19 protein-coding genes, 1 pseudogene and 1 riboswitch are annotated in these 25,760 nt (G+C 70.7%); of the genes and pseudogenes, 11 read left to right on the top strand and 9 right to left on the bottom strand.

What is annotated here, in order from left to right:
- Window positions 1-113 precede the first annotated feature (113 nt).
- Window positions 114-1,064, top strand: coding sequence for an alpha/beta fold hydrolase (locus tag FL311_RS22880; protein WP_141327894.1), 951 nt, complete (start codon window positions 114-116; stop codon window positions 1,062-1,064).
- A gap of 12 nt (window positions 1,065-1,076) precedes the next feature.
- Here the strand turns inward: FL311_RS22880 and FL311_RS22875 are convergent, their stop codons facing one another.
- Together FL311_RS22875 and FL311_RS22870 are read right to left on the bottom strand one after the other, a co-directional pair.
- Window positions 1,077-2,021, bottom strand: coding sequence for a hypothetical protein (locus FL311_RS22875; protein WP_141327892.1), 945 nt, complete (start codon window positions 2,019-2,021; stop codon window positions 1,077-1,079).
- A 1,062-nt stretch (window positions 2,022-3,083) separates the two neighbouring features.
- Window positions 3,084-3,299, bottom strand: a complete 216-nt coding sequence (locus tag FL311_RS22870; protein ID WP_141327888.1) for a hypothetical protein — start codon at window positions 3,297-3,299, stop codon at window positions 3,084-3,086.
- A gap of 199 nt (window positions 3,300-3,498) precedes the next feature.
- Here FL311_RS22870 and FL311_RS22865 point away from each other — a divergent pair, with 199 nt between their 5' ends.
- Window positions 3,499-4,959: an ATP-binding protein gene (locus tag FL311_RS22865; protein WP_141327886.1), complete on the top strand. Its 1,461-nt coding sequence runs from the start codon at window positions 3,499-3,501 to the stop codon at window positions 4,957-4,959.
- Window positions 4,956-6,374, top strand: a complete 1,419-nt coding sequence (locus FL311_RS22860; RefSeq protein ID WP_141327884.1) for a sigma-54 dependent transcriptional regulator — start codon at window positions 4,956-4,958, stop codon at window positions 6,372-6,374. Before FL311_RS22865 ends, FL311_RS22860 begins: the two co-directional genes overlap by 4 nt.
- Before the next feature lie 13 nt (window positions 6,375-6,387).
- Here FL311_RS22860 and FL311_RS22855 read toward each other — a convergent pair whose 3' ends face one another.
- The 7 genes from FL311_RS22855 to thrA all read right to left on the bottom strand — a co-directional run bounded on the left by FL311_RS22855 (window position 6,388) and on the right by thrA (window position 14,932).
- Window positions 6,388-7,236, bottom strand: a complete 849-nt coding sequence (locus FL311_RS22855; RefSeq protein WP_141327882.1) for a MetQ/NlpA family ABC transporter substrate-binding protein — start codon at window positions 7,234-7,236, stop codon at window positions 6,388-6,390.
- Between the two features lie 67 nt (window positions 7,237-7,303).
- The gene (locus FL311_RS22850) at window positions 7,304-7,987 is read right to left on the bottom strand and encodes a methionine ABC transporter permease (RefSeq protein ID WP_141327880.1); all 684 of its coding nucleotides are present in this window, start codon (window positions 7,985-7,987) and stop codon (window positions 7,304-7,306) included.
- Window positions 7,977-8,978 carry a methionine ABC transporter ATP-binding protein gene (locus tag FL311_RS22845; protein ID WP_141327878.1) on the bottom strand — a complete coding sequence of 334 codons (1,002 nt, stop codon included), beginning with the start codon at window positions 8,976-8,978 and terminating at the stop codon, window positions 7,977-7,979. The genes FL311_RS22850 and FL311_RS22845 overlap by 11 nt, the downstream gene beginning before the upstream one ends.
- Window positions 8,975-9,943, bottom strand: coding sequence for a cysteine synthase A (gene cysK / locus FL311_RS22840; protein WP_141327876.1), 969 nt, complete (start codon window positions 9,941-9,943; stop codon window positions 8,975-8,977). The genes FL311_RS22845 and cysK overlap by 4 nt, the downstream gene beginning before the upstream one ends.
- A 259-nt stretch (window positions 9,944-10,202) precedes the next feature.
- Entirely contained in the window at window positions 10,203-11,360 is a 1,158-nt protein-coding gene (locus FL311_RS22835; protein WP_141327874.1) for a PLP-dependent aspartate aminotransferase family protein, read from the bottom strand.
- Window positions 11,272-12,399: a PLP-dependent aspartate aminotransferase family protein gene (locus FL311_RS22830; protein ID WP_141327872.1), complete on the bottom strand. Its 1,128-nt coding sequence runs from the start codon at window positions 12,397-12,399 to the stop codon at window positions 11,272-11,274. Before FL311_RS22830 ends, FL311_RS22835 begins: the two co-directional genes overlap by 89 nt.
- Window positions 12,400-12,430: 31 nt before the next feature.
- Window positions 12,431-14,932, bottom strand: coding sequence for a bifunctional aspartate kinase/homoserine dehydrogenase I (gene thrA, locus FL311_RS22825; protein WP_141327870.1), 2,502 nt, complete (start codon window positions 14,930-14,932; stop codon window positions 12,431-12,433).
- Between the two features lie 308 nt (window positions 14,933-15,240).
- A riboswitch (SAM-I-IV-variant riboswitch) is annotated at window positions 15,241-15,361 on the bottom strand.
- A gap of 141 nt (window positions 15,362-15,502) precedes the next feature.
- Between thrA and FL311_RS22820 the strand changes: the two are divergent.
- The 8 genes and pseudogenes from FL311_RS22820 to FL311_RS22785 form a co-directional block, all read left to right on the top strand.
- Window positions 15,503-15,661, top strand: a pseudogene (locus tag FL311_RS22820) (AHH domain-containing protein); the annotation flags it as partial.
- Window positions 15,662-16,376: 715 nt separating this feature from the next.
- Window positions 16,377-17,651 (top strand): TolC family protein, encoded by a 1,275-nt coding sequence (locus FL311_RS22815; RefSeq protein WP_194869329.1) that lies wholly within the window; start codon window positions 16,377-16,379, stop codon window positions 17,649-17,651.
- A gap of 89 nt (window positions 17,652-17,740) precedes the next feature.
- Window positions 17,741-18,202, top strand: coding sequence for an LPXTG cell wall anchor domain-containing protein (locus FL311_RS22810; protein WP_141327864.1), 462 nt, complete (start codon window positions 17,741-17,743; stop codon window positions 18,200-18,202).
- An 8-nt stretch (window positions 18,203-18,210) separates the two neighbouring features.
- A complete protein-coding gene (locus FL311_RS22805; protein ID WP_194869328.1) occupies window positions 18,211-19,365 on the top strand; it encodes an efflux RND transporter periplasmic adaptor subunit in 1,155 nt (384 codons plus the stop codon).
- Window positions 19,365-22,538 carry an efflux RND transporter permease subunit gene (locus tag FL311_RS22800; protein ID WP_141327860.1) on the top strand — a complete coding sequence of 1,058 codons (3,174 nt, stop codon included), beginning with the start codon at window positions 19,365-19,367 and terminating at the stop codon, window positions 22,536-22,538. Before FL311_RS22805 ends, FL311_RS22800 begins: the two co-directional genes overlap by 1 nt.
- Before the next feature lie 36 nt (window positions 22,539-22,574).
- A complete protein-coding gene (locus FL311_RS22795) occupies window positions 22,575-23,885 on the top strand; it encodes a cupredoxin domain-containing protein (RefSeq protein ID WP_141327858.1) in 1,311 nt (436 codons plus the stop codon).
- A 23-nt stretch (window positions 23,886-23,908) separates the two neighbouring features.
- Window positions 23,909-24,457 carry an RNA polymerase sigma factor gene (locus FL311_RS22790; RefSeq protein WP_141327896.1) on the top strand — a complete coding sequence of 183 codons (549 nt, stop codon included), beginning with the start codon at window positions 23,909-23,911 and terminating at the stop codon, window positions 24,455-24,457.
- 203 nt (window positions 24,458-24,660) lie between these two features.
- Window positions 24,661-25,635 carry a GIY-YIG nuclease family protein gene (locus FL311_RS22785; RefSeq protein ID WP_141327856.1) on the top strand — a complete coding sequence of 325 codons (975 nt, stop codon included), beginning with the start codon at window positions 24,661-24,663 and terminating at the stop codon, window positions 25,633-25,635.
- Window positions 25,636-25,760 lie beyond the last annotated feature (125 nt).

Here is a 25,760-nt window from a genome sequence, read left to right as displayed (position 1 = left end):
GAATGACATGGGGGTGTTGCTCGGCAAGAGTGGGCGGGGCAGGGCGGCCGTGTCCGCGCGAGTCATCCAAGGCCTCGGCGCCGAGGCGGAAGTGAACCGAAGGAGGAGTCGACATGAGCGACATCACGCATCGCACGCTGGAGACGAACGGCATCCGGCTTCACGTCGCGGAGGCGGGGACGGGGCCGCTGGTGTTGCTGCTGCATGGGTGGCCGGAGTCCTGGTACTCGTGGCGGCACCAGCTCATGGCGCTCGCGGCGGCGGGGTATCACGCGGTGGCTCCCGACATCCGCGGCTATGGGCGCAGCGACAAGCCCGCGGCGGTCGAGGCGTACAGCATGAAGCAGCTGGTCGCCGACGCGGTGGGGCTGCTCGATGCGCTGGGCGAGGAGCGCGCGGTGGTGGTGGGGAACGACTGGGGCTCCGCGATGGCGTGGACGTGCGCGGCGCTGCATCCGGAGCGCTTCCGCGCGGTCGTCGGAATGAGCGTGCCGCACCTGGGGCGCACGCCGATGCCTCCGACGCAGCTCTTCCAGGGGGCGTTCGCTGGGAAGTGGTTCTACATCCTGTACTTCCAGGAGCCGGGCGTCGCGGAGGCGGAGCTGGAGGCGGACGTGCCCCGGACGATGCGCACGATTCTGGCGGGGGAGCCGGGCTTCGACCTGGGCGCGGGGGCGGTGCGTGCGAAGAAGCCTGGAGATGGCTTCCTCACGCCGCCGCCCGCGTCGTTGCCGGCGTGGCTCTCGGAGGAGGACGTCGCGTACTTCGCGGGGGAGTTCGAGCGGAGTGGTTTCCGAGGCGGCTTGAATCGCTATCGGAACATGGACCGGGATTGGGAGGAGCTGCCCGAGCTGGCGACGGCGCGAATCGAGCAGCCCGCGTTGTTCATCACGGGGGAGAAGGACCCGGGGCGGCTGTTGGCGCCGCTCGAGCCGATGAAGGCGCTGGTGCCGGGGTTGACGGAGGTGCGGGTCATCCCGGAGGCGGGGCACTGGGCGCCGCAGGAGCGGCCCGCGGAGGTGAACGCGGCGCTGCTGTCGTTCCTCTCGAAGCTGCCTGGGTGACGAGGGCGCGGCTCAGCTGAAGACGGTGGACAGGTGGAGGGGGCCGGCGGGGACGCCGACGTCGCGGCCGACGGGGCTGTCGGAGGGCGTCTGCCAGGCGTTGGCCTCTGTCACCTTGGCGCCGGTGGCCTGGTTGGAGATGGACATCTTTCCCTGGTGGCCTGCGGGCGAAATTTGGCTGGTGTCGTAGCCGCTCCAGCCGGTGGCGGCGTGGCCGAAGGAGGCCTCGCCCCAGGTCTGTCCGTAGTTGGCGCTGGGGTTGGCGGTGCCGTCCTTGGAGACGCACCAGGCGACGCTGGTGTTGGTGTCGAAGGCGACGAGCTGGGATTGGCCGGGCTGGAGGGTGAAGGTCTTGGGCGTGCTCTTGTCGAAGTGCTGGCCGTCGTTGGGGCCGCCGTGCTCGCCGGTCTTGTTCCAGAGGGTGATGGTCTGGGGCTGGTTCGTGCTGTTGGTGAAGGTGTTGGTGTACTTGAACTGGTCCTTCTGGCCCGGGTCGATGAGCTGGATGTTGCTGTTGTAGGGCGAGCCGACGTTGTTCTTGGCGAGCCACGGCTGGTCGGCGGGAGCGGGCACGGTGGAGCCGGCGGAGGGCGCGCCGAAACCGGGGCCCGCGTCGCTGGTGTGGTTCGTGGGAGGGGTTTCGGCGGTCTTGGCGGCGAGGCTCGGCGCGGAGGGCTTCTGGGCGGAGATGCTCGCGGGTGCGGGAGGTGCTTCACCGCCGAGGGACGCGGGGGCCTGGACACCGGGCGACTGGAGCTGTTGCGTGAGTCCGCCGAGGAGCTGGGACAGTTGGGCCTGGAGCTTCGCGAGGTCGCCCTGCTCGAAGGAGTCGGCCTGGAGCTTGTGCTGGACGTCATTGCCGGCGCGGGGCGTCGGAGTGGACTGGGGGAGGGAGGACGTGGGCTCGAGGCAGGACGTGCGCGTGAGGGGCGAGCGGTTCTGGATGGCGATGGACATGTCAGCCTCGGGGGAGTGGGGCGGGCGCTGTGTTGCGCGACCTGTGGAGGATTGAGCAGGAGCTGTGCCACCGAGGGGCGCGCGGGTGGGGCGTTACGTCCCGTGGGAAATCAGCGGTTTGGGATGCGCGAGCACGGTGCCGCGCGAGCACGGTGCGATGACGACGGGCATCACCTGATGACTCGGGTCACCAGTCGGGGTGACAGACCCAGGGGCTGGAGGGACGACGCTGGAAGCAGCGATAGCCCTCGTCGCAGGTGTTGGGGCCCTTGGGGTCGCAAGGCTGCTTGCAGGACCAGCCGTCGCAGACCTGGGAGTCGGGACAGGGGGCGAAGCTGTCACCGCAGCGCCGCTCGCACTCGGACCAGATGCGGTCGGGCTGTTGGGGCGCGTGGATGACTCGACAGGTTTGTCCATCAGGGCATGGGGTGGCCTGGCACTGAGGTCCCAAGACGCGAGCACATGCGGAGGCTCCTCCTTCGTGCTGGATGCAGTGCTGTCCCTCGGGGCAGGTACGCCGCTCGCATGAGGGGAGACAGATGGGGGATGGGAGCGTGTCCGCGCAGAAGAAGCCAGGGCCACAGTCACCTGGGGATGTGAGAGTGCAGGGACGTCCGCAGAATCCCGTTCGGCCGCCGCAGGTCAGGCCACGGGCGCAAGCTTCTTCGAGGGTGGCTGGAACCTTGATGCAGGGCTCGCCCTCTTCGCGGAGACCGATGGGGAGGCAGTGCCGGACGAAGGGCCCATCGCCCTCTGTTGCGAGGAGCTGGCAGGTCTGTCCGTCCGGGCATTGCGAATCCGCGAGGCACTGGCTGTCGGCGCAGTACTGGGCGTGAGCGCGCGCATCCATGAGGCAGCCCAGGGGGGGCTCACAGCCAGAACTGTCTCGGCAGTTGCGATGGTAGGTTCTGAGTTGACCGCGAACCTCCTCGGAGAGAATCGGGCTGACCTGGTGGCCGTGAATCGACTCCGTGCGTTCGGTGCGCAGTGCGCTCGCGAAGAGGAGGACGAGCGGTAGGGGAAGCAGCAGCGCGGCTATCAGGCCCGCGGAAGAGCGCCAGTTCATTCGGGCTCACCACAGTGCTGGATGCACTCGGGGTCGTCGGGTGCCTTGCCGCCGCAATACAGCTCACGCTCCTTGCTGGTGCACCGCGTGGGGATGCTCTCCAGCGCATCACGATGCGCGGCCCGGTCGACGAGCCCCTCGCGCCGATGTACCTCGGGACAGCCCAGCAGGGCGCACGACAGCGCACAGACCCGGATGGTCGGCCACGTCATCGCTGTGCCCCCCGGCGCAGGAAACGACAACGTGGATTCTATCCCAGGTGGTCCGTCCGGGAGCTGACCTCAAGGGTCGGATGCCTCGGACTGTACACGCGCCGACAGGGAGACTCTCTCCGCGAGAGCGCCCGCATGCTCGACGCCCCTCTACCTGCATCCCGCCCACACGGCCCCGCTCTCCCTTATATAGAGCCCGATGCTTCCGACCTCCGGCTCCACGACTCGCAAGCTGCTGCTCGCCTTCGGTGCGTTGGTGGCGCTGTTCACCGCGGCCTCGGGCTTCGCGCTCGCCCGGCTGGCGGACATCCACGATGGCTCCCACGAGCTGCGCGAGGCCGGCGGCCGTGTCCGCGAAGCCCTCGAGCTCGCCACCGCCGTCCGCGACCAGTACGCCCACCTGGCTCACACCATCATCCTCGGCAACGCCAGCCACGTTCACTTCCACGAGGAGTCGCGCGCCCGCGTCGAGGAGCTCACCCGCCGGCTCCGCGAGCAGGCTCAGGACGCCGAGGAGCGCGCCTGGGTGGCGGACATCCAGGAGAACGGTGACGCGCTGGACCGCCTCTACCGTGAAACCCTCCTCCCCGCCGTCCTCGCCAAGGACCACGCCACCGTCACCTCCGCCCACGGTCGAGCACTCGAGCGCGTCTCCCTCATCCAGGCTCGCGCCGAGGCCCTCGCACGTCGCTTCGACACCTCCATCGGCTCGTTCGAGGAGCACGTCGCCGCCGTCGAGCACACCAGCTTCCGCTGGGCCCTGCTCCTGCTCGGCGGCGCCACCCTCTTCGCCGTCGGCGTGGGCATCTACATCGGCAACTCCGTCGCCCGCCCCGTCGCACGTCTCTCCGAGGGCGCCGCTCGGCTCGCCGAAGGCGACCTCGACACCCGCATCCCCGAGGACGACCCCGGAGAGCTCGGCCGACTCGCCGCGCAGTTCAACCGTATGACCGAAGCCCTCCGCACCCATCAGGCCCAGCTCGTCCAACACGAGAAGCTCGCCAGCGTGGGCCGGCTCGCCGCGGGCGTCGCCCACGAAATCAACAACCCGCTCGGCGTCATCCTCGGCTATGTGCGCATCCTCCAACGCAAGGCGGAGGGCGCCCTCGCGGAGGACCTGAAAGTGGTGGAGGAGGAGGCGGTGCGCTGTCAGCAGATTGTCGAGGGACTGCTCGACCTGTCCCGTCCGGGCCAGGGCCCCGTGGAACAACTCCCCCTGCGGGAGACGTGCGAGGACGTGGTGGCCCGGCTGCGTGAGGCCGAGCGACTCGGCCAGGTCCAGGTGCGCGTGGATGGCGCGGCGAACGTCTGGGCGCAGCCCTCGCGCCTGCGCCAGGTGCTCCTCAACCTCGTGAAGAACGCCGCCGAGGCCGCAGGAAACGGCGGCACCGTCGAGGTCCACATCGCGCCCTCCCAGGATGGCGGCGCCACCGTGGCCGTCTCCGACTCCGGCCCGGGCGTCAAGCCCGAGGACCGACGTCGCCTCTTCGAACCCTTCTTCACCACCAAGTCCACGGGCACCGGACTGGGCCTCGCCGTGAGCCAGGCCATCGCCGAGGCCCACGGTGGCCGCATCGAGGCCGACACCGGCCCTCTCGGCGGCGCACGTTTCACCCTCCGCCTGCCCCCCGTGTCCGCGGAGCGGGAGGCCATGTCATGAGCTCCTCCAACAAGCCCACCGTCCTCGTCGTCGACGACAAGGAGAACATGCGCAAGCTGTTCTCGCGCATGCTCGGAGACGCCTACGCCGTGACGGAGGCCGCGGATGGAGAGCAGGCCCTCGCCTGCCTCGCCTCGCGCGACTTCGACGTGGTGGTCACCGACATCCAGATGCCGGGCGCGGATGGCTTCGCCGTGCTGCGCGAGGTGAAGCGCCGCGCCCCCGAGACCGAGGTCCTCCTCGTCACCGCCTTCGCGAGCATCCCGAAGGCCGTCGAGGCCATCAAGGAGGGCGCCTACGACTACCTCTCCAAGCCCTTCGACCCGGACGAGGTCGCGCTCGTCGTGGCCCGCGCGCTGGAGAAGCGCCGCCAGGGCCGCGAGGTCTCGTCCCTGAAGGCACGCCTCGCGGTGGCCCCCGGCCTCCACGGCATGCTCGGCGAGAGCCCCGCGATGCGCGCGCTGCACGGCCTCTTGTCCCAGGTGGCCACGAGGGACCTCACCGTGCTCCTCACGGGAGAGACCGGCACGGGCAAGGAGCTCGCCGCGCGCGCGGTGCATCGCGAGAGCCCCCGGGCCTCCAAGCCCTTCGTCGCGGTGAACTGTGGCGCGTTGCCCGCGGAGCTCGTGGAGAGCGAGCTCTTCGGCCACGCCAAGGGCGCGTTCACTGGCGCCACCGTGGCCAAGCCCGGCCTCTTCGAGGAGGCCCACGGCGGCACGCTCTTCCTCGACGAGATTGGAGACCTGCCGCTGCCGGTGCAGGTGAAGCTCAACCGCGCGCTCCAGGAGCGGGAGGTCCGCCGCGTGGGCACCACCACGCCGGTGAAGGTGGACGTGCGCGTCGTCGCCGCCACGCATCGCGACCTGTCCGCCGAGGTGTCCGCGGGCCGCTTCCGCGAGGACCTCTACTACCGCCTCAACGTGGTGACGGTGCGACTGCCCTCGCTGCGAGAGCGACGCGAGGACATCCCGCTGCTCGCGATGCACTTCCTCTCCCGCGCCGGGAGGCCCGAGGTGGACAGCTTCACGCCCGAGGCGCTGCGCGCGCTCTCCACCTACGAATGGCCCGGGAACGTGCGTCAGCTCGAGAACGCCGTGGCGCGCGCGGTGGCCGTGGCGCAAGGCACGCGAATCACCCCCGAGGAGCTTCCACCGGAAGTGCTGACAACGCCCCGAGCCGCCAGCACCGCCCCAGGTGTCCGCGCCGCGACCGAGTCCCTCGCGAAGCTGCCCTATCGCGAGGCCGTGGACGGCGCGCGCGACACCGTGTCACGCGAATACCTCACCGCGCTGATGCAGGAGTTCGGAGGCAACGTCACCCACGCCGCCGAGCGCGCCGGCATGGAGCGCGAGAGCCTCCACCGACTGCTCAAGCGCTACGGCGTGCGCTCCGACGACTTCAAGCGCACGGAGTAGCCCACGGGTTCCATCAGAACGCCGGCACCACCGCGCCGCCGTAGTTCGCCTCGATGAACCGCCGCACCTCCTGGGACTGCAAGGCCTTCAGCAGCGTGCGGACCTCGGGGCGACCCTCGTCGCCCTTCCGCACGACGAGCACGTTGGCGTACGGGTTGCGCGTGGCGGATTCACGGGCCAGCACCTTCGCGTCCAGGTTCAGGTGCTTCTGCGCCTCCAGGAAGTAGTTGCCGTTGATGACGGCGGCAGCCACGTCCTGCAGCGTGCGCGGCTGCTGCTCCGCGTCGATCTCCCTCAACTCCAGCTTGCGAGGATTGCCCACCACGTCCTGCAGCGTGGCGCCGGCACCCACACCCTCGCGCAGCCGCAACAGCCCCTGGTCCGCCAGCAGGTGCAGCGCGCGGGACGCGTTGCTCGGGTCGGCGGGAATCGTCACCTGCGCGCCCTCGGGCAGCTCCGCGAGCTGACGGAACTTCGTCGAGTACAGCGCCAGCGGCTCCAGGTGCACCGAGCCCGCGCTGCGCAAGGACAGCTTCCGGTCCTCGGCGAAGCGCTCCAGGTAGGGCACGTGCTGGAAGTAGTTGGCATCGAGCTGCTGGTCCGCCAGCGCGATGTTGGGCTGCACGTAGTCGGTGAACTCCACCACCTCCACGCGCACGCCGTCGCGCAGGGCCACGGGCACCGCCGCGCGGAGAATCTCCCCGTGCGGCACCGGGTTGACGCCGACCTTCAGCGTGGGAATGCCAGGGGCCTCGCCGGTGGCGGGGGCTTCCGACTTCTTGCAGCCCGTCCCCACCAGCAACGCGGCGGAGACGGCCGCGAAGGCCAGGGGGATGAGCAGGAATGACGCGGGTGGCTTCATGGGGTGGGGGTTCCGCATGTCCGAAGGGGAGAAGGGCGCGGGCCAACAGCAGACCCGCGCGGAAATTTCACTCGTGTGCGCGGCTGGGACGCTGCGTGGTGTGGTCGAAGCGGGATGCCAGGCCGTCTCCGAGCCACTGGACGAGCTGCACCAGCGCCAGCAACACGGCGAGGCAGCCCAACATGACGTCGGTGCGGAAGCGCATGTAGCCGTACTTCACCGCCAGGTCTCCCAGCCCACCTCCGCCCACGGCGCCCGCCATGGCGCTGTAGCCGAGCAGGCTGATAACCACGAGCGCGATGCCGCGCACGAGAGATGGCAGGGCCTCCGGCAACAGCACCCGGAAGATGACCCGCCGGTGCGTGGAGCCCATCGCGATGGCGGCCTCCACCAGCCCTCCATCCACCTCGCGCAGGCCCTGCTCCACCACCCGCCCCATGAAGGGAATCGCCGCGACCACCAGCGGGACGATGGCCGCCGTGGTGCCGATGGTCGTCCCCACCAGCAACCGCGTCAGCGGGACGATGGCCACCATCAAGATGATGAACGGCACCGAGCGCCCCACGTTGACCAACGTGCCCAGCACGCCGTTCAGCGCCGGCCGCTCCCACAGTCCGCCCCGGTCCGTGAGCACCAGCAGCACTCCCAGCGGCAGCCCCAGCACCACCACCAGCACCGTGGCCACCGACGTCATGTAGAGCGTCTCGAGCGTCGCCACCCACAGCGCCCGCGCCAGCTGTTCACCAGGCATGGGCCGCCTCCTCGGACGTCAGTCCCTGCTCACGCAGGAACGCCAGCGCCTGGCTCACCGCGTCCGGCGCGCCCGTGAGCTCGAACAACAGCCGGCCCACGCGCGCTTCACCCACGCGCTCCAGCGAGCCCTCCAAGAGGTGCGCGTCCACGTCGAACCGCCGCGCCAGCGTGGACAGGATGGGCCGCGTCGAGTGCTCACCCGACAAGGACAGCGACACCCGCTGTCCCCCTCGCAGCACCGAGGCCTCGCCCGTGGCGAAAGGCGGGTAGCACAGCTCATGCAGATGCGTGCCCGGCCGCGACAGCAGCTCCACCACCTTGCCCTGCTCCACCAGCCGGCCCTGCTCCAGCATCGCCACCGAGTCGCAGATGGCCTTCACCACCTCCATCTGGTGCGTGATGAGCAGGATGGTGAGCCCCAGCTGGCGATTGAGGTCCTTCAGCAGTGACAGCACCGAGCGCGTCGTCTCCGGGTCCAGCGACGACGTCGCCTCGTCCGACAGCAGGATGCGCGGACGCGGCGCCAGCGCCCGCGCGATTCCCACCCGCTGCTTCTGCCCGCCCGACAGCCGCGAGGGATACACGTCCGCCTTGTCCGACAGCCCCACCAGCGAGAGCAGCTCCGCGACCCGCTCGCGAATCTGCTCTCGCGACAGGCCCGCCACCTCCAGCGGGTAGGCGACGTTCTGCGCCACCGTCTGCGAGGAGAACAGGTTGAAGTGCTGGAAGATCATCCCGATGCCCTGCCGCGCCTGGCGCAGCTCATCGGGACTCAACGACAGCATCTCCTTCCCGTTCACCCGCACGCGCCCCTGGGTGGGGCGCTCCAGCAGGTTGACGCAGCGGATGAGCGTGGACTTGCCGGCGCCGCTCTGTCCGAGCACGCCGAACACCTCGCCCGGGTCCACCCGCAGCGTCACGTCCTGGAGCGCCGACACCTCGCGCCCGCCCTGTCTGTAGACCTTGCTGATACCGCGCAACTCAATCATCCAGCGACTCCCTGCGGTGTCTTCGCCAGCTCCTCGGCGAAGGCCGCGAACAAGCTCCAGTAACGCTCCCCGGTATCCGGCAGCACCGTGAGCACCGTCTTGCCGGGCCCCAGACGACGCGCCACCTGACGGGCCGCGTGCAGCGCCGCGCCACTGGAGATGCCGACGAGCAGTCCCTCCTTGCGCGCCAGCTCCTTCGCGGCGACGTACGCATCCACGTCCGCCACGTCGATGACCTCGTCGTACACGGCGCGGTCCAGCACCTCCGGGACGAAGTTGGCGCCGATGCCCTGGATGCGGTGCGGCCCCGCCTTGCCCTCGGTGAGCAGCGGCGAGCGCAGCGGCTCCACCGCGATGACCTGGAGCCGCGGGTTGGCCTTCTTCAACACACCGCCCGCGCCGGTGATGGTGCCGCCCGTGCCGATGCCCGCCACGAAGGCGTCCAGCTTCGTCACGTCCAGATCGCCCAGGATTTCCTTCGCCGTGGTGCGGCGGTGGATCTCCGGGTTGGACGGGTTGCGGAACTGCTGCGGCATGAAGCCCTTGTCGCCCAGCTGCTTGAGCAGCTCGTCGGCTGCCTCGACGGCGCCGTTCATGCCCTTGGCCGCGGGGGTGAGCACCAGCTCCGCGCCATACGCCTCCAGGATGCGTCGGCGCTCCACGCTCATGCTCTCCGGCATGGTGAGGATGATGCGGTAGCCCTTCACCGCGGCGACCATCGCGAGCGCCACGCCGGTGTTGCCGCTGGTGGGCTCGACAATCGTCATGCCCGGCCGCAGCCGGCCGTGGTTCTCCGCGTCCTCGAGCATGGCCAGGCCGATGCGGTCCTTCACGCTGCCGCCCGGGTTGAAGAACTCGACCTTGGCCAGCAGCGTGGCCTCCTCTGGCGTGCCGATGCGCGACAGGCGGACGATGGGCGTGCGGCCGATGAGCTGCGTCACGTCGGGGTAGATGTTGTGGGGCATCCGGTCTCTCGGTGGGAAGGGCCGGGACCTCGATGCAGCGCCCCGGCGTGTGGGGAAAAAAGAGAACGGCCCGTCTCCAGGTGCTGGGGACGGGCCGGACACGCCTGTGCGCGAAGGACGCTCAGTACGCTCGAACGGACGGACCCGTCGTGACGCGACAACACAGGCCGCGACAACAGGTTCCGGACGTGGCGACGAAGACGAGCATCGGGCTCCAGACGTAATCAATCCGTCCCGCACTGTCAATCCGACCGCCTCCTCAAGCGGCCTCCCGGAAGGCTCGACCCAGCGCGTTCGCCAGGTCCGCCTGAAGGTCTTCCACGTCCTCCAGACCCACGGAGAAGCGGATGAGCGCGTCGGTGATTCCCCGACGCTCGCGCTCGGCGGCGGGCACGGAGGCATGCGAGTGCCTCGCCGGCACCGTGAGGATGCTCTCCACCGCGCCCAGCGACACGCCGAGCAGCGGCAGCTTGAGCGCCTCCACGAAGCTCGACGTCATCGCGTCGCTCGCCAGCCGGAACGACACCACCGCGCCGATGCCCGGATAGTAGACCCGCTCGATTTCATGACGGCCGGCGAGCCAGCGAGCCAGCGCCGCGGCCGTCCGCACCTGCCGCTCCATGCGGACCTGGAGCGTCTTGATGCCGCGCTGGAGCAGGAAGCAGTCCTGGGGGCCGAGCACCGCGCCCACCGCGTTCTGGAGGAAGTAGACCTCCTTCGCCAGCTCCGGCGTGCGCACCGCCACCGTGCCCGCGATGACGTCGCTGTGCCCGCCCAGGAACTTGGTGGCCGAGTGCACGACGATGTCCGCGCCCTCGGTGAGCGGCCGCGAGAGGTAGGGTGACAGGAACGTGTTGTCCACGATGAGCAGTGCGCCGTACGTGCGCGCGAGCGCGGACATGGCCTTGACGTCGGTGCGCCTGAGGAACGGGTTGCTCACCGTCTCCACCAGCAGGCCCTTCGTCTCGGGCCGGAACGCGGCGCGCACGGCCTCCGGGTCGCTCGTGTCCACGAAGGTGGCCTTCAGCCCGAAGCGACTGAACACCCGGGTGAGCACCCGGTAGGTGCCGCCGTAACAGTCGTCGGTGACGACCAGGTGGTCGCCCGCGCTGAAGAGCATCAGCACGGTGGACAGCGCGGCCATGCCGGAGCCGAAGGCGAACGCCCCCGCGCCCTCGTCGAGTGTGGCGAGCACGCCCTCCAGCGCCTTGCGCGTCGGGTTTCCCGAGCGCGCGTAGTCGAACTCGCCGGGCGTCTCCAGGCCCGGCTGGTCGAACATGGACACCTGGTAGATGGGCACCGCCGCGGCGCCCGTCACCGGGTCCACTTCATGGCCGGTGTGCAGCAGGCGCGTGGCGAACGTCTTCGGAGCGGGAGTGCCCGTCGAGCGCCTGGGCCAGGTCGGAGATGATGTCATGGCAGTCCTCGATACCCACGGAGAGGCGAAGCAGTCGGTCAGTGATGCCAAGCTGTTCCCGGCGCGCGACGGGGATGTCCGCGTGGGTCTGCGTGGCGGGAAAGGTGATGAGCGTCTCGACGCCGCCGAGCGACTCGGCGAAGAGGCACAGGCGCACGCCGGCGAGCACCTGGGGAACGAGGGCCGCGTCCTTCACGCTGAAGGACAACATGCCGCCCTGGCCCGCGTAGTGGACGCGCTCCACCTTGGGATGGCTGGAGAGGAACGTGGCCACCTCGCGCGCGTTGGACTGGTGGCGCTCCATGCGCAGCGCGAGCGTCTTGAGGCCGCGGATGACCAGGTACGCGTCCTGCGGCCCCAGGATGGCGCCGATGCCGTTCTGGAGGTACGCGAGCTTCTCGCCCAGCGCCGCGTCGCGCACCACGAGCGCTCCGGCGACGACGTCATTGTGTCCCGCCAGGTACTTGGTGGCCGAGTGCACGACGATGTCCGCGCCCAGCTCCAGCGGACGCTGGAGGTACGGCGTGAGGAAGGTGTTGTCGACGATGAGCAGCACGCCCGCCTCGCGCGTGAGCGCCACCAGCGCGGGCAGGTCCGCGGACTTCATCAGCGGGTTGGTGGGCGTCTCCACCACCACGGCCTTGGTGTTGGGGCGCAGCGCGGCGCGCACGGCCTCTGGCTTCGTCGTGTCCACGAAGGTGTGGGGCAGGTGGAGCAGCCGGTCCACGAGGCGGAACGTGCCGCCGTAGAGGTCCTCGGTGAGGACCACGTGGTCCTCGGGGCCGAAGAGGCTGAGCGCGGCGTGCAGCGCGGCCATGCCAGACGCGAAGGCGAGTCCTCGGGCGCCACCTTCGAGCTGCGCGAGCGCGTCCTCCAGCGCGGCGCGGGTGGGGTTCTTCGTGCGCGAGTAGTCGTAGCCGGTGGACTGGCCGAGCGCGGGGTGCTGGTAGGTGGCGGAGTGATAGACGGGGACGGCGATGGCGCCGGTGGCCGGGTCGCGGCGGGTGCCGGCGTGGACAAGGGCGGTGGCGAGCTTCATGGTCGTGATTCCTTTCGGAGCCGAGGGCGCTTCATCGACCGCGCAGCGTCTGGGAGACGCGGAGGATGTCGGCCAGGACACCGGAGGCCGTCACGGCGCCCCCCGCGCCCGCGCCGCGCACGGTGAGCGGGAACTCGCTGTGCCGCGTGGTGGTGAAGGACACGAAGGACTCGGAGCCGCGCAGGTCCGCGGCGGGCTGTCCCGCCTCCACGGGCGCGAGCCCCACGCGGATGACGGGGGTGTCGGTGCCCAGCCGCGTCGGGTCGATGCGGGCCAGGTAGCGCAGCACGGTGCCTCCCTTGCGGGCGTGCTCTACCTTCCGGGTGTACTCGGCGTCGAGCGCGCGGAGGCTTCGCAGGTAGGACTCGGCGGTGTCGCCCGCGTCGGAAGGTTCGGGGACGAAGGGCTCCAGCGCGACGTCAGAGAGGGACAGGGGCAGGCCCAGCTCGCGGGCGAGGATGAGCGCCTTGCGCGCGACGTCGGCGCCGGACAGGTCCTCGCGCGGGTCGGGCTCTGCGAAGCCGCGCTCCTTGGCCGTGCGCACGGCGGTGGACAGCGGCACGCCCGCCATCAGCTCGTTGCAGATGAAGCCCAGCGTGCCGGAGAGGGACGCGGTGATGAGGCGCACGGTGTCGCCGGTGCGCACCAGGTTGGCGAGCGTGTCGATGACGGGGAGGCTGGAGGCCACTGTCGTCTCGTAGTGGTAGGCCACGTGGTGACGGCGGGCCTCGGCGAGCAGGGCTTCTCGCTCGTTCCACGGCAGGGCGAGCGGCTTCTTGTTCGCGGCGACCACGTGGATGCCCCGACGGAACGCCTCGGTGTAGAGCGAGGCGACGTCACCGTTGGCGGTGCAGTCGACGAGGATGGGCACGGGCAGCCGGCGCAGCTCGTCGAGCAGCGGCGGCAGGGCGCGCGTGCCGGACTCACCGCGGACGACGCGCGCGAGCTGCTCCTCGAGTCCCTCCAACGGCAGGCCGGCCGGGTTGAACAGGCTGCGCCGGCTGTCGGCGATGCCCACCACGCGCAGGGCGATGCCGTGGCGCTCGCGCAGCAGCGCCTCCTGGCTGCGCAGCTGGGTGAGGAGCTGTCCGCCCACGGTGCCCTTGCCGAGCAGGAAGAGGCTGACCTGCTGGTGGGCGAGGTTGAAGGCCGCGTGTGTGGTGCGCGCGGCGATGGCGGTGTCCGCCGCGTCGACCACGCAGGAGATGGAGCGGGAGCTGGCGCCCTGGGCGCTGGCGCGCACGCCGACGCCCACCGCGCCCAGCGCGCTGAAGAAGCGGCCGGCCACGTTGACGCCGTGGCCCATCGCCTCGGCGACGAGCGTGACGAGCGTCACGGGCTGACGGATGCCGAGCGGCTCGACCTCGCGGCGGGCGAGCTCCTGGGCCAGCTCCCTCTCCAGCGCGGTCCTGGCGCGCTCGGTGTCGGGGCGGGGGATGACCACGGCGATGGACTGGCCGTTGGCGGACTGGGCGGTCATCCACACGGTGACGCGGGCCGAGCGCAGTGCGGCGAGGACGCGCTCGCCCAGCTGGAACTGGTCGGAGAGCTTGCGCACCTCGATGCCGAGCAGGGCCAGGTCCTCGCGGGTGGCGATGCAGGTGGGGCGCTGGACGTCGCTCGAGCCGACGGCGTCGATGAGCGTGCCCGGGTGCTCCGGGTGCATGGTGTTGCGGATGCGCAGGGAGATGCCGGACTCGATGAGCGGAATCATCGTGCGCGGGTGCAGCATGCGCACGCCGACGGCGGCCAGCTCCAGGCCCTCGCCGTGGGAGAGGTGCGGGACGGGGTAGGCGTCGCTCACCAGGTCCGGGTCCGCGGTGTGCAGTCCGAGCACGTCGGTCCACACGGTGACCTCGGTGGCGCCCAGGCCCTGGGCGACGAGGGCGGCGGTGTAGTCGGAGCCGTTGCGGCCGAGCGTGGTGGTGCGGCCGTCGGGTGTCGACGCGATGAAGCCGGGGATGACGGGCACGGTGGTGCCCCACTCGGCGCTGCTCGACTGGAGCCGCTCGCGAGTGCGAGGCACGTCCACGCGCGCGGTGCCGAAGGCGTCGTCGGTGACGAGCAGGTGACGCGCGTCGCGGAAGCGGGCCTGGGTGCCGGCGGCGTCGAGCAGCTCGGCGAGGAGCGTGGAGGAGACCAGCTCACCGAAGGAGAGCACCTTGTCCTTGGACGCGAGGGAACACTCGCGGGTGAGCGAGAGTCCATGGAGGAGCCGTTGCAGGGGCGCGAGGAGCTGGTCGACGCGCGCGGCGAGGGTGGCGGACTGCGCGGGGTGGAGCGCGGCGGCGTTCGTCTTGGCGAGGTGGGCGATGCGGCCCACCACCGTGAGCGCGCCCTCCAGCTCGCCCCGGGTGGCGAGGTCCGCGGCCTCGAGCAGCCAGTCGGTGGTGTCGCCCATGGCGGACACGACGACGGCGAGCGGGCCCGTGCGAGCGTGTTGTCCAATCAACTCGATGACCTGACGCAGTCGGCGCGGGGAGCCCACGGAGGAGCCGCCGAACTTCATCACCCGATAGGAATTGCTGCTCATCTGCGAACCTCGAACGAGGGCCTGGGGCCCTGAAGACATGGGGGCGCACGTCCGCGGCGCCGACGCACACGTCGAGCGAGCGCGGCGCTGGAGCGCCGACGAGAGGAAGGAAGGGGGAGGAGCGGTGGAAGCCCTAGCCGGCGTGCACCGGCCCGCGCATTCGCGCGAGCGTGCGTGGCAGGGCGTGGCGCATTCGGACGCTCTCGGGCGAGCGGAACGCGCGACGGACCTTCGCGGGGTACAGGGGGGCGATGCGAGCGGTGGGAACCACGAGGTCCTCTCTCACCGAAGCGGAGGGACTGCCTCGCCTCGGACACTTGGTTTGCCCGGGGAGCACCTGCTCTCCGGACCGCATCGTTTGGACACCTTGGAGGTCCGTCTCCAGGTTGTCGGGCCACCGCCGAAGCGGGACCGCTCTTGATGCTGCATGCGAGATAAACGGGATGCGGGGCCTTGTCAATCCCACGCAAGCCCGCATGGTTGCCCGCGCGAGAGCCGGAAACGTCGCCGCTGGCTGTGCTTGCGGAACTTCCTGGAAGTGCTGCGCCGAGGCTCGACTAGGGGAGTGGGGGGCGGTCCCCTGGAGACGAGACTGGGCCTGTTCACCACATCTGCACGAATAAGAACCCCAGTTCCAGCGCGACGGACGGTCCTTGGACGCCAGAGTGCGAGAGGATTTTCAAGAGGTCGGGGATGTCGCTCGAGGATGCGGCGAACAAGACGCAGCTTCATCGTGAGATAGGAGGCCGGGTGGAGCGGAACTTTTATTGGGTGGGGTTGGCGGACGTGCCTCGATGGCTCGTGGAGACGCCCACGCGGGCATCCGGCGAGGCGTTCGAAGAGCCTTGGCTGTTCACGGATGGGCGCGTGCTTGCGGACCCTGGCCCCATCGAGTCCCAGGTTTCACACCCGGGGACGAAGCGCGCTTTCGTGTTTGGAGGAGTTGAGCGCACCCCAATCGTCAGTGATGCACTCGCGAACGTCTAAGGGGAGTACAGCTGGATCTATGGCCTGCGAATCGACCCCGCGAAGACTGAAGGCGCCCAGGTCTTCCGGCTGAAGCGGTTCAAGGTCGCGTTCGTTGTTTCGGAGGACATCAAGACTGCGCTCGAAGGAGTGGGGAACCTTGGAGTGTCGTTCGAGCGTGTGACCGGGCCGCACGAGCCTCGATGATGAATGATTGGCGTCACATTGCTTCCTTGGAGGGATGAGGGCGTCGGCCGGAGGCGGCCAGCGTTCTCTTGAATGCAGTACGGGCCGTGGCTCGCCGGCTGGCTGCTCACCCGGGTGATTTCCACAGCGGCCCATGAGCCCGGCAGGCGGTGATGTGCGCCGTGAGGCCACAGGGCCGTGCTCCGCTCGGGGCCATCACAGTGTGATGGATTCGGTCACACCTGTGGCCATGGCGCTGGCTCGCAACTTGTTGGAATCGCTGGGGTTCGGCGTGGGTACGGGGCTTGCGATGGTGACGGGCATGTCGCTCGTGTCCGCCGCCCTGTCGCTCGTGCTGGCCGCCTCGCCCTCGGAGGCGTGGTCGCTGGAGCGCGTGGTGTCGGAGGCGCTGGCGCGCAGTCCGGAGGTCGCGGCGGCACAAGCGGAGGAGCAAGGCGCCGAGGGCGTCCGCGCGACCGACGGCCGTTGGCCCCGCGCGAACCCCTCCGTCGAGCTGGCCCTGGTCACGGATGCGCTCACGGGGAACTCGGGTGAGCAGCGCACGGAGCTTGTGTTGAGTCAGTCCCTGGAGGTCGCCGGACAGTCGGGGCTGCGCGTGGAGCGCGCGAGCGCGGCCCTGGCCGCTGCCCGTGCACGACGTCACGCGGTGATGCTGAGTGCTTCGGCGGGCGCCGTGGAGTCGGCCGTGGAGCTGGAGCGCCGCGAGGCGCGCGCGACGCTGGCGCGTGAGTCGCTCGAGCTGACCCGGCAGATGGAGGCGGCCACGGTGCGTCGCTTTGCCGCGGGCGATGTGTCGGAGATGGACCGCAACGCCGCTGCCTTGGAGCGCGCGCGTGCGGAGGCCCGCGCGGCGCAGGCGGTGGCGGAGGTGGTGGCGGCTCGGGCCGAGCTGAATCGTCGCCTGGGTCGCTCGATGGACGCGGCCTTGCGTGTCTCGCTCGTGGACACAGCGACCCGGCCGCTGCCCTCGTCGCTGGAGGGTGAGCCCCCGAGCCTGGTCGCGGCGCGCGCCGAGGTGGCCGCGGCGGGCTCGGAGGTGGACCTGCTGCGCCGGGAGCGCATCCCGAGTCCGACGGTGTCCCTCGGCTACGAGCGTGAGCGACGGCCGGAGTCCCACGGCGTCTTCTCGGATGTGCACACCGAGCACCTGCTCATCGCGCGGCTCTCGGTGCCGCTGCCGCTGTGGGACCGGAACCAGCCCGAGCTCGCGCAGGCGCGGGCCCGACGCAAGGTGCGTGAATCGGAGCAGGTGGCGAGTGAGCGAGATGTGTCCGCGGAACAAGCCGTGGCGCGAGCGACGTTCGATGCGGCGCGCTCGGCGCATGAGTCACTGATGTCGGTGCGCCCCTCGGTGGACCGCAACCTGGAGCTGGTGCGTCGCGCGTACGAGGCCGGAGAGCTGGGGCTCGATGCCTTGTTCCTCGCGCGAGACAGGGCGTTCGCGGCGGCGGCGGAAGGTGTGGACGCGGCGGCCGCGCTCGTCCGGGCCCGTGTGGCCCTGCTGCGCTCGGTGGGGCGGCTCCCGACGGGACAGGTGCCGGAATGAGCACGTCGTCGAGGCATGCGGTGTGGATGTGCGCGCTCCTGGCGCTCCCCGCCCTGGCGCACGAGGGCGAGTCGCATGGTGGACCAGCCGTGTCCTCAGTGGCTCGTGACTCGCAACATGTGCTCGCGGCGACGGGGGACGTGTTCGAGGTCGTGCTCAAGCACCCCGAGCACTCCGAGACGCCGAAGACCCAGGTCCGCATCTGGGTCGCCGAGACGGAGACGAACGCCCCGGTGAGCGGCGCGCAGGTGGAGCTCACGCTCACGGGCAGCACCGTGCAGAAGCTGCCCGCGCGAATGCTGTCGGCGGGCGCCTACGAGACAGAGGCCCTGCTCGAACCCGAGACGGAGTGGGCCGCCGTGGTCACGGTGACGCGCGGCAACGACGTCGACGTGCTGGCGCTCGGCACGGTGCATCTCGAGGACGACCACGACACGTCGGGCGCCACCGGAGCCACGGAAGGCTGGCGTTGGGGCGCTGTGGGCGGCGCATCGCTGCTGGCGGTCGTCGGGGCGTGGTGGACGTCCCGCCGCAAGAAGGTGCGGACATGAGGTCGGTGATGCGGTCCACGTTCTCGCTGTTCCTCTGTCTCTCCCTGAGCGGCTCCGTCGCCCTGGCGCACACGGGCGAGTCCCACGCCGCCGCCCAGCCCGTCGTCACCGGCCCGTCCTTCTCCGTCCCGAAGGAGACGCAGTTCCTCCTGGAGGTCCGCACGCGACGCGCGGCGGTGCGCTCGGTGGAGTCCCGACTGGTGACGCCCGGGAAGGTGGTGCCTCGTACCGACCGCATCGCCCAGGTGTCCGCGCCCGTCGCGGGGCGGGTGCTCGCGGCGAACGGCGCCGTGCCGCTCGTCGGCCAGCGCGTGAAGCGCGGCGAGGTGCTGGCGCTGGTGCAGCAGAGCCTCTCCACCTCCGAGTCCACCGGCCTGTCGACGAGCCACTTCCAGGCGGAGGCCGAGGTCTCCCGAGCCCAGGCCGCGCTGGAGCAGGCTCGACGGGACCTCACGCGCCTCGAGTCCCTCCAGGGTGTGGTGGCGGAGAAGGAGGTCCAACAGGCACGGCTCGCGGTGAGCACCGCCGAGCAGGAGTGGAGCCGGGCGAAGTCCGCGCGCGAGGTCCTCGCGGGCGCGCGCCAGGGGCAGGGCACCGCGCGGGTCTCACTGGTCGCGCCCATCGACGGCGTGCTCGTGGAGGCCCGAGCCTCCGTGGGTGAGCAGGTGGACCCGTCGCGTCCGCTCTTCACCGTGCTGGACGCCTCCATCGTCTGGGTGGAGGCGCACGTGTACGAGGCCGAGGTCGCGCGGGCCGAGGGCACCACGGGTGCGCTCATCTCCACCGCGGCCTATCCCGGCCAGCACTTCCCGGCGAAGCCCTATCACGTGGGCCAGATGGTGGACGAGGCGACGCGCAGCGTGCGCGTGCTCTTCGAGGTCGACAATCGCCAGGGCCGACTGCGCCCCGGCATGTTCGTGGACGTGGCGCTCGGAGAAGGTGGACGCAAGGACGAGCTCGCCGTGCCGACGGATGCAGTCGTGGAGGACGAGGGCCGCGCCTTCGTCTTCATCCACACCGGGCCGGAGACCTTCGAGCTGCGCCCCGTGGTGCTCGGCGGCACGGATGGCGCGTGGAGGGCGGTGCGCCAGGGCCTGAAGACAGGAGAGCGGGTGGTGGTCTCCGGCGTGGCGGCGCTGCGGCTGGCGCGAGGGGGACGGTAGTGCTGGACCACGTCATCCTCTTCTCGCTGCGCCATCGCCTGTTCGTCGTGCTCGCGGCGGTGGCGGTGCTGCTCTATGGCGGCTGGGTCGTCACGCGGCTCCCCGTGGACGTGTTCCCCGACCTCAACCGTCCCACCGTCACTGTGATGACCGAGGCGGGCGGCCTGTCCCCCGAGGAGGTGGAGACCCTCGTCACCACGCCCATCGAGACGTCGATGAACGGCGCGCCCGGGGTGCAGCGGGTGCGCTCGTCCTCGGGCGTGGGCCTGTCCATCGTCCACGTGGAGTTCGACTGGGGCACGGACATCTACCTGGACCGGCAGCTCGTCTCCGAGCGGCTCCAGGTGGCGCGTGAGCGCCTGCCGCGCGACGTGGCGCCCCATCTGACGCCCGTGTCCTCCATCATGGGGGAGATCCTCCTGCTCGGCGTGCAGAGCGAGGAGGGGCGCACGTCGCCGCTGGAGCTGCGCTCGCTGGCGGACTGGGTGCTGCGCCAGCGCCTGCTCACGATTCCCGGCATCGCCCAGGTGACGGTGCTCGGCGGCGGCGTGAAGCAGTTCCAGGTCCGCGTGGCGCCCGGGAAGCTCCTGGCCTTCGGGCTCACCTTCGAGGACGTGGAGCGCGCGGCGGGGCTGTCCCAGGGCAACACCACGGGCGGCTTCGTGGACAAGGGCGGGCGCGAGTACCTGGTCCGCAACCTCGCGCGCAGCGCCTCCGTGGAGGACCTTCGCGCCACGGTGGTCGCGATGCGGGACGGTGTCCCGGTGCGCCTCTCCCAGGTCGCCGAGGTGGACGTGGGCCCGGCGGTGAAGCGCGGTGATGGCGGCATGAATGGTCGCCCCGCGGTCATCCTCGCGGTGCAGAAGCAGCCCGGCGCGAGCACCCTCGCGCTGACGGAGCAGGTGGACGTCGCGGTGAAGGAGCTGCGCTCCACGCTGCCCTCGGACGTGCGCGTGGAGACGCTCTTCCGTCAGGCGGACTTCATCCAGGCCGCCATCGGCAACGTGGTGGAGGCGCTGCGGGACGGCGCGCTGCTCGTCGTGGTGGTGTTGTTCCTCTTCCTCGTCAACCTGCGCACCACCGCCATCACCCTCACCGCGATTCCGCTCTCCTTCGTCATCACCGCGCTGGTGATGAAGGCGTTCGGCCTGTCCATCAACACCCTCACGCTCGGGGGCCTCGCGGTGGCCGTGGGCGAGCTGGTGGACGACGCCATCGTCGACGTGGAGAACGTCTACCGGCGCCTGAGGGAGAATCGGGCGAAGGCGCAGCCCGAGCCCGTGCTCCGCGTCATCTACCTCGCCTCCTCGGAGGTGCGTGGGTCCATCGTCTTCGCCACGCTCATCGTGGTGCTGGTGTTCCTGCCCCTGTTCGCGCTCGGTGGAATCGAAGGCCGCCTGTTCGCGCCGCTCGGCGTGGCCTACGTGGTGTCCATCCTCGCCTCCCTGCTCGTGTCTCTCACCGTGACGCCCGCGCTGTGTGCGTTCCTGCTCCCCAAGGGCCGCTTGCTGGAGCACGGCGATGGCGCCGTGGTGCGCTGGCTGAAGGCGCGGGCGCGTCATGTGCTCGACTTCTCGCTGGCCCATTCGAGCGCGGTGATGGTGGGGGCGACGGTGCTGGTGCTCGGCGCGGTGGCGGTGGTGCCGTTCCTCGGGCGCTCCTTCCTGCCGCCGTTCAACGAGGGCACCGCCACCGTCAACGTGCTGGCGCCTCCGGGCACGTCGCTGGAGGAGTCCAATCGCTTCGGGCTGCTGGCCGAGCGGCTCATCGCCTCCGTCCCCGAGGTGAAGACCGTGGGCCGCCGCACCGGCCGCGCCGAGCAGGACGAGCACGCGGAGGGCGTGCACTACTCGGAGCTGGACGTGGACTTCAAGGAGGGCGGGCGTCCTCGGGACGTGGTGCTCGCGGACCTGCGCGAGCGGCTGTCCGTGCTGCCCGGCCTGTCCGTGTCCGTGGGACAGCCCATCTCGCACCGACTGGACCACCTGCTGTCCGGCATCCGCGCGCAGGTGGCGGTGAAGCTCTTCGGGCAGGACCTGGAGGCGCTGCGAGGCAAGGCGGAGGAGGTGCGCGCCGTCATGGCGCAGGTGCCCGGCGTGGTGGACCTCCAGGTGGAGCAGCAGACGCTGATTCCCCAGCTCCAGGTGCGCCTGAAGCGCGAGGAGGCGGCGCGGCTGGGCGTCCAGCCGGGCGCGATGGCGGAGCAGCTCGAGAAGGCCTTCAACGGCGTGGTGGTGGGGCAGGTGCTGGAGGGCCAGCGGACCTTCGACGTGCTGGTGCGCTACGAGGAGCGCGCGCGGGTGGACGCGGAGGCCTTCCGTCGGGCGCTGGTGGACACGCCGTCGGGCGCGCGGGTGCCCGTGGCCGCGGTGGCCGACGTGGTGGAGTCGCGCGGCCCCAACGTCATCCACCACGACCACCTCCAGCGGCGCGTGGTGGTGATGGCCAACGTGGCGGGCAGGGACCTGGGCAGCGCGGTGGAGGAGGTCCGCGAGCGCGTGGCCGCGAGCGTGGTGCTGCCGACGGGGACGTTCCTCTCGTACGAGGGGCAGTTCGAGAGCCAAGAGGCCGCGACGCGGCTCATCGCGCTGCTGTCCCTGGTGTCGCTCGTGGGCATGTTCCTGGTGCTGTACGCACACTTCCGCTCGGCGCGCCTCGTGGCGCAGGTGATGCTCAACATCCCGCTCGCGCTGGTGGGCAGCGTGACGGCGGTGGTGCTCACCGGGCAGCCGCTGTCGGTGGCGACGCTCGTGGGCTTCGTCACGCTGTGCGGCATCGCCAGCCGGAACACCATCATGCTCATCTCGCACTACCTCCACCTGGTGGAGCACGAGGGCGCGGTGTTCGGCCGGGAGATGGTGGTGCGCGGCTCGCTGGAGCGACTGGTGCCCGTGTTGATGACCGCGCTCACGGCGGGGCTGGCGCTGGTGCCGCTGGCGCTCGCCTCGGGCGCTCCCGGCAAGGAGATATTGCATCCGGTGGCCACCGTGATTCTGGGCGGGCTCATCAGCTCCACGCTGCTGGACCTGCTCGTCACGCCGGCCGTGTTCCACCGCTTCGGACGTCCCGCGCTGGAGCGCTACCTGGCGCGCAAGGCGGCGGCGCGGACCGAGGATGACCTGACGCTCCCGGGGCCCCGGCCCGAGGGAGAGCGACTCGCGGGCTCGTATTGAGGCCCTCGCGGGCCCGCATTGGGATTGAGGAGAGAGATGAGACACGGATTCATCGCGGTGGTGGTGGCGGCGGGGATGGTGGCCGCATGCAGCAAGAAGGAGTCACCGGCGCCCGCGCCCGTCGCCGCCGCCGCGCGCTCGCACGTCGAGGACGCGCCGCATGCGCACGCCGCGCCCCACGGTGGGCTGGTGGAGTCGACGCCTCGGGGGCATCTGGAGTTGGTGACGACGCGGGCCGGCGGTTATCGCGTGTACCTGCTCGACGCGTCGCTCGCGCCACGTCCGGTGGACGGGGCCACGGGCTCGGTGAAGGTGGCCAAGGGCGGCTATCCGGACGTCACGCTGACACCCGCGGGAGACCACCTGGCGGGACAGGGACCCGAGCACGGCGATGACCACCTGGCCATGGTGGTGACGGTGGTGAAGGACGGGAAGCCGGAGGTCGCTCGCTTCGCCGCGCACCTGGAGGCGAACGGACACGGCAACGGGCTCGTGGGGACGCTGCGCGTGGCGCCCTGTCCCGCGACGCCTCCCGAGGGACTGAGCGCCGCGGACTGCGCGAAGCAGGGCGGCGTGTACTCGCTGGTCCGGGACGGTGGCGCCACCACGCTGGTGCTCGCGGCGCCAGGGCAGGACGCGAAGGGCCTGCTGAGCACCCGCGTGGGGCAGCGCGTGCACGTGAAGGGCACGGAGGCCGAGGGGCGCGTGGTGGCCGAGGCGGTGGCGCTGGAGCACGACCACACGCCCTTCCACGGCGGCGTCGTGGCGATGAGCGGCGACACGCATCTGGAGGTGCTGTCCCTGCGCTCCGGCGAGGTGCGGGTCTGGGTGACGGATGCCTTCCGGCAGCCGCTGCCGCTCGCGGGACGCAAGGGCGTGGTGGAGGTGACGGGCGCCTCCGCGCCGCTGGTGCCCGAGGCGGGCGGCGCGTACCTGAGCGGCACGTTGCCTGCCTCGGACGTGGAGCGGGAGGTGACGGTGCGCCTGCCGATGCCCGAGGACGCGGAGTACTTCATCGGCTTCCTGCTGACGCCCACGGACGCGCCGAAGTCCGCCGCGAAGCCCGAGGCGACGGGCGGCGACGCGGTGCAGGAGGTGACGATTACAGTGCAGGGCGGCTATCAGCCGAGCGAGGTGACGCTGAAGCAGGGCGTGCCCGCGCGGCTGCGCTTCGTGCGCAAGGACTCGGGCGGCTGCGGCGACGAGCTGCTCATCCCCGACTTCGGCATCCAGCGCCCGCTGCCTGGTCTGACGGAGACGGTGGTCTCCTTCGTGCCGGACAAGGTCGGCACGTTCGCGTTCACCTGTGGCATGCAGATGATGAAGGGCCAGCTGGTGGTGAAGTGAGCACCTCCGAGAACACCGAGGCGATGCGCGAGGAGGGCGACGCGGTGACGCGGGCGCTGGTGGAGAACCATCGCCAGTTCCTCGCCTTCGTGGAGCGGCGCGTGGGCAACCGCGCGACGGCGGAGGAGATCCTCCAGTCCGCCTTCGTGAAGTCGCTGGAGGGCCAGCGTGTCCTCGACGACGAGGAGGGCGCGGTGACGTGGTTCTACCGGCTGCTGCGCAACGCGCTGGTGGACCACTACCGCCATCAGCAGGTGGAGGGGCGTGCGCTGGCGCGCGAGGCGCTCGGAGCCGAGGAGCCCACCGAGGACCCCGAGCTCAGGCAGGCGGTCTGCGCGTGCGTGGGCGAGCTGCTGCCTACCCTCAAGCCCGAGTACGCCCAGATGGTCCGCGAGGTGGACCTGGAGGAGCGCTCCGTGCCGGACGTGGCCCGCGAGGCGGGAATCACCCCCAACAACGCGGGCGTGCGCCTGCACCGCGCGCGACAGGCCCTCAAGAAGCAACTGGAGCGCAGCTGCGGCACCTGCGCGTCCCACGGCTGCCTGGACTGCTCGTGCAAGGCGCGCTCCTGAGCAGGCGGCGAGCGGGGCGCTCGGGTCCGGCGAGAAAGCCCTTGCCGAAGTCCCGGGCGCGCCGTTAACTCTTCCGCAGGTGCCGAGGGGCGCCTGCCCGAAAAGACGACGTCACCCTCGCTTCATCCGGCAGGTCCGACAGTTTCCGATGAGTTCCTTCCACGGCCCATGACACGGGTGGGGCCGCCGTTCAGGGACTTCTCATGGGAACCGTTGCAGACACCTCCGAGCCCCTCTCCCTCCAAGAGTGCAAGGTCCGCGCGTCGCTCCTGCTCAAGGCGCTCGCCGCGGACGACTCCGCGAAGGCCTCGCGCGCGGCGGAGCGGCTGCGCGTGCTGCCCGGCTTCGCCAGCCTGTCGCTGGGCGAGGTGCTCGCGCGCCGTGACTCCATCCAGCGCAAGCACGCGCTCGCCGTCATCGCGAGGGAGCAGGGGCACGCCACCTGGAGCGACTTGAAGCAGGCGCTGGAGGCGCGCGACGCGCCCCGGGTCGACTTCGAGCGGCTGCTCTCCCGCACCGGCGGCACGTACCTCAACCGCTGGTTCACCTCCTACGAGGAGGCCGCCGCGTCGCTGCGCGAGCTCGGGGGCTACCTCTTCCCCTTCCGCGAGCAGTTCTTCATCTGCGAGCCCGGGCTCTTGGGCCTGCTCGGGCTGGACCCGGCGGACCCGGACTGGGCGAAGGCCGGTCCGGACTGGCTCGCGCCTCGCGATGCCCAGGCCCACGCGCGGCTCGAACAACGCCTGCTCCAGCGCTGCCGCGAAATCCCCACCCACCCCACGAGGAAGTCGCCCATGTCGTCCCCTGATGCCAACGCAAGCCGGGCCCGTCGCTCGGACCTCAAGCGCGAGTACAAGGAGAACCCTCCCGAGATGGGCGTGTTCGCCGTGCGCAACCACGCCAACGGCAAGGTGCTGGTGGGCTCGGCGCTCAACGTCCCGGGCATGCTCAACCGCATCCGCTTCGAGCTGACCATGAACATGCCCCGCATCCCCGCGCTGCTCGAGGACTGGAAGCGCCACGGCGCGGAGCAGTTCACCTTCGAGGTGCTCGACGTGCTCGAGCCGCCCAAGGAGCCCGGCGTGGACCTCAATGAGGAACTCCGCGTGCTGGAGAACCTGTGGCTCGACCGCCTGAAGCCCTACGGCGACGCGGGCTACAACGCGCCACCCAAGTAGGCGGGCACGCCGCCGGTGCGGGTGCGCACCCTTACGGAAAATCGACTGTAAGAGTCCGTCGGGTGTCTCGTTGACCCGGGGGAAAGGAGACGCACCATGCATCGCCACTCCCACCCGGGCTCCCA

This window comes from Myxococcus sp. AB025B (genome assembly GCF_006518215.1).
GTDB lineage: Bacteria > Myxococcota > Myxococcia > Myxococcales > Myxococcaceae > Myxococcus > Myxococcus fulvus.
The sequence above is the reverse complement of the archived record's forward strand: the minus strand, read 5'-3'. Positions and strand labels throughout refer to the sequence as shown.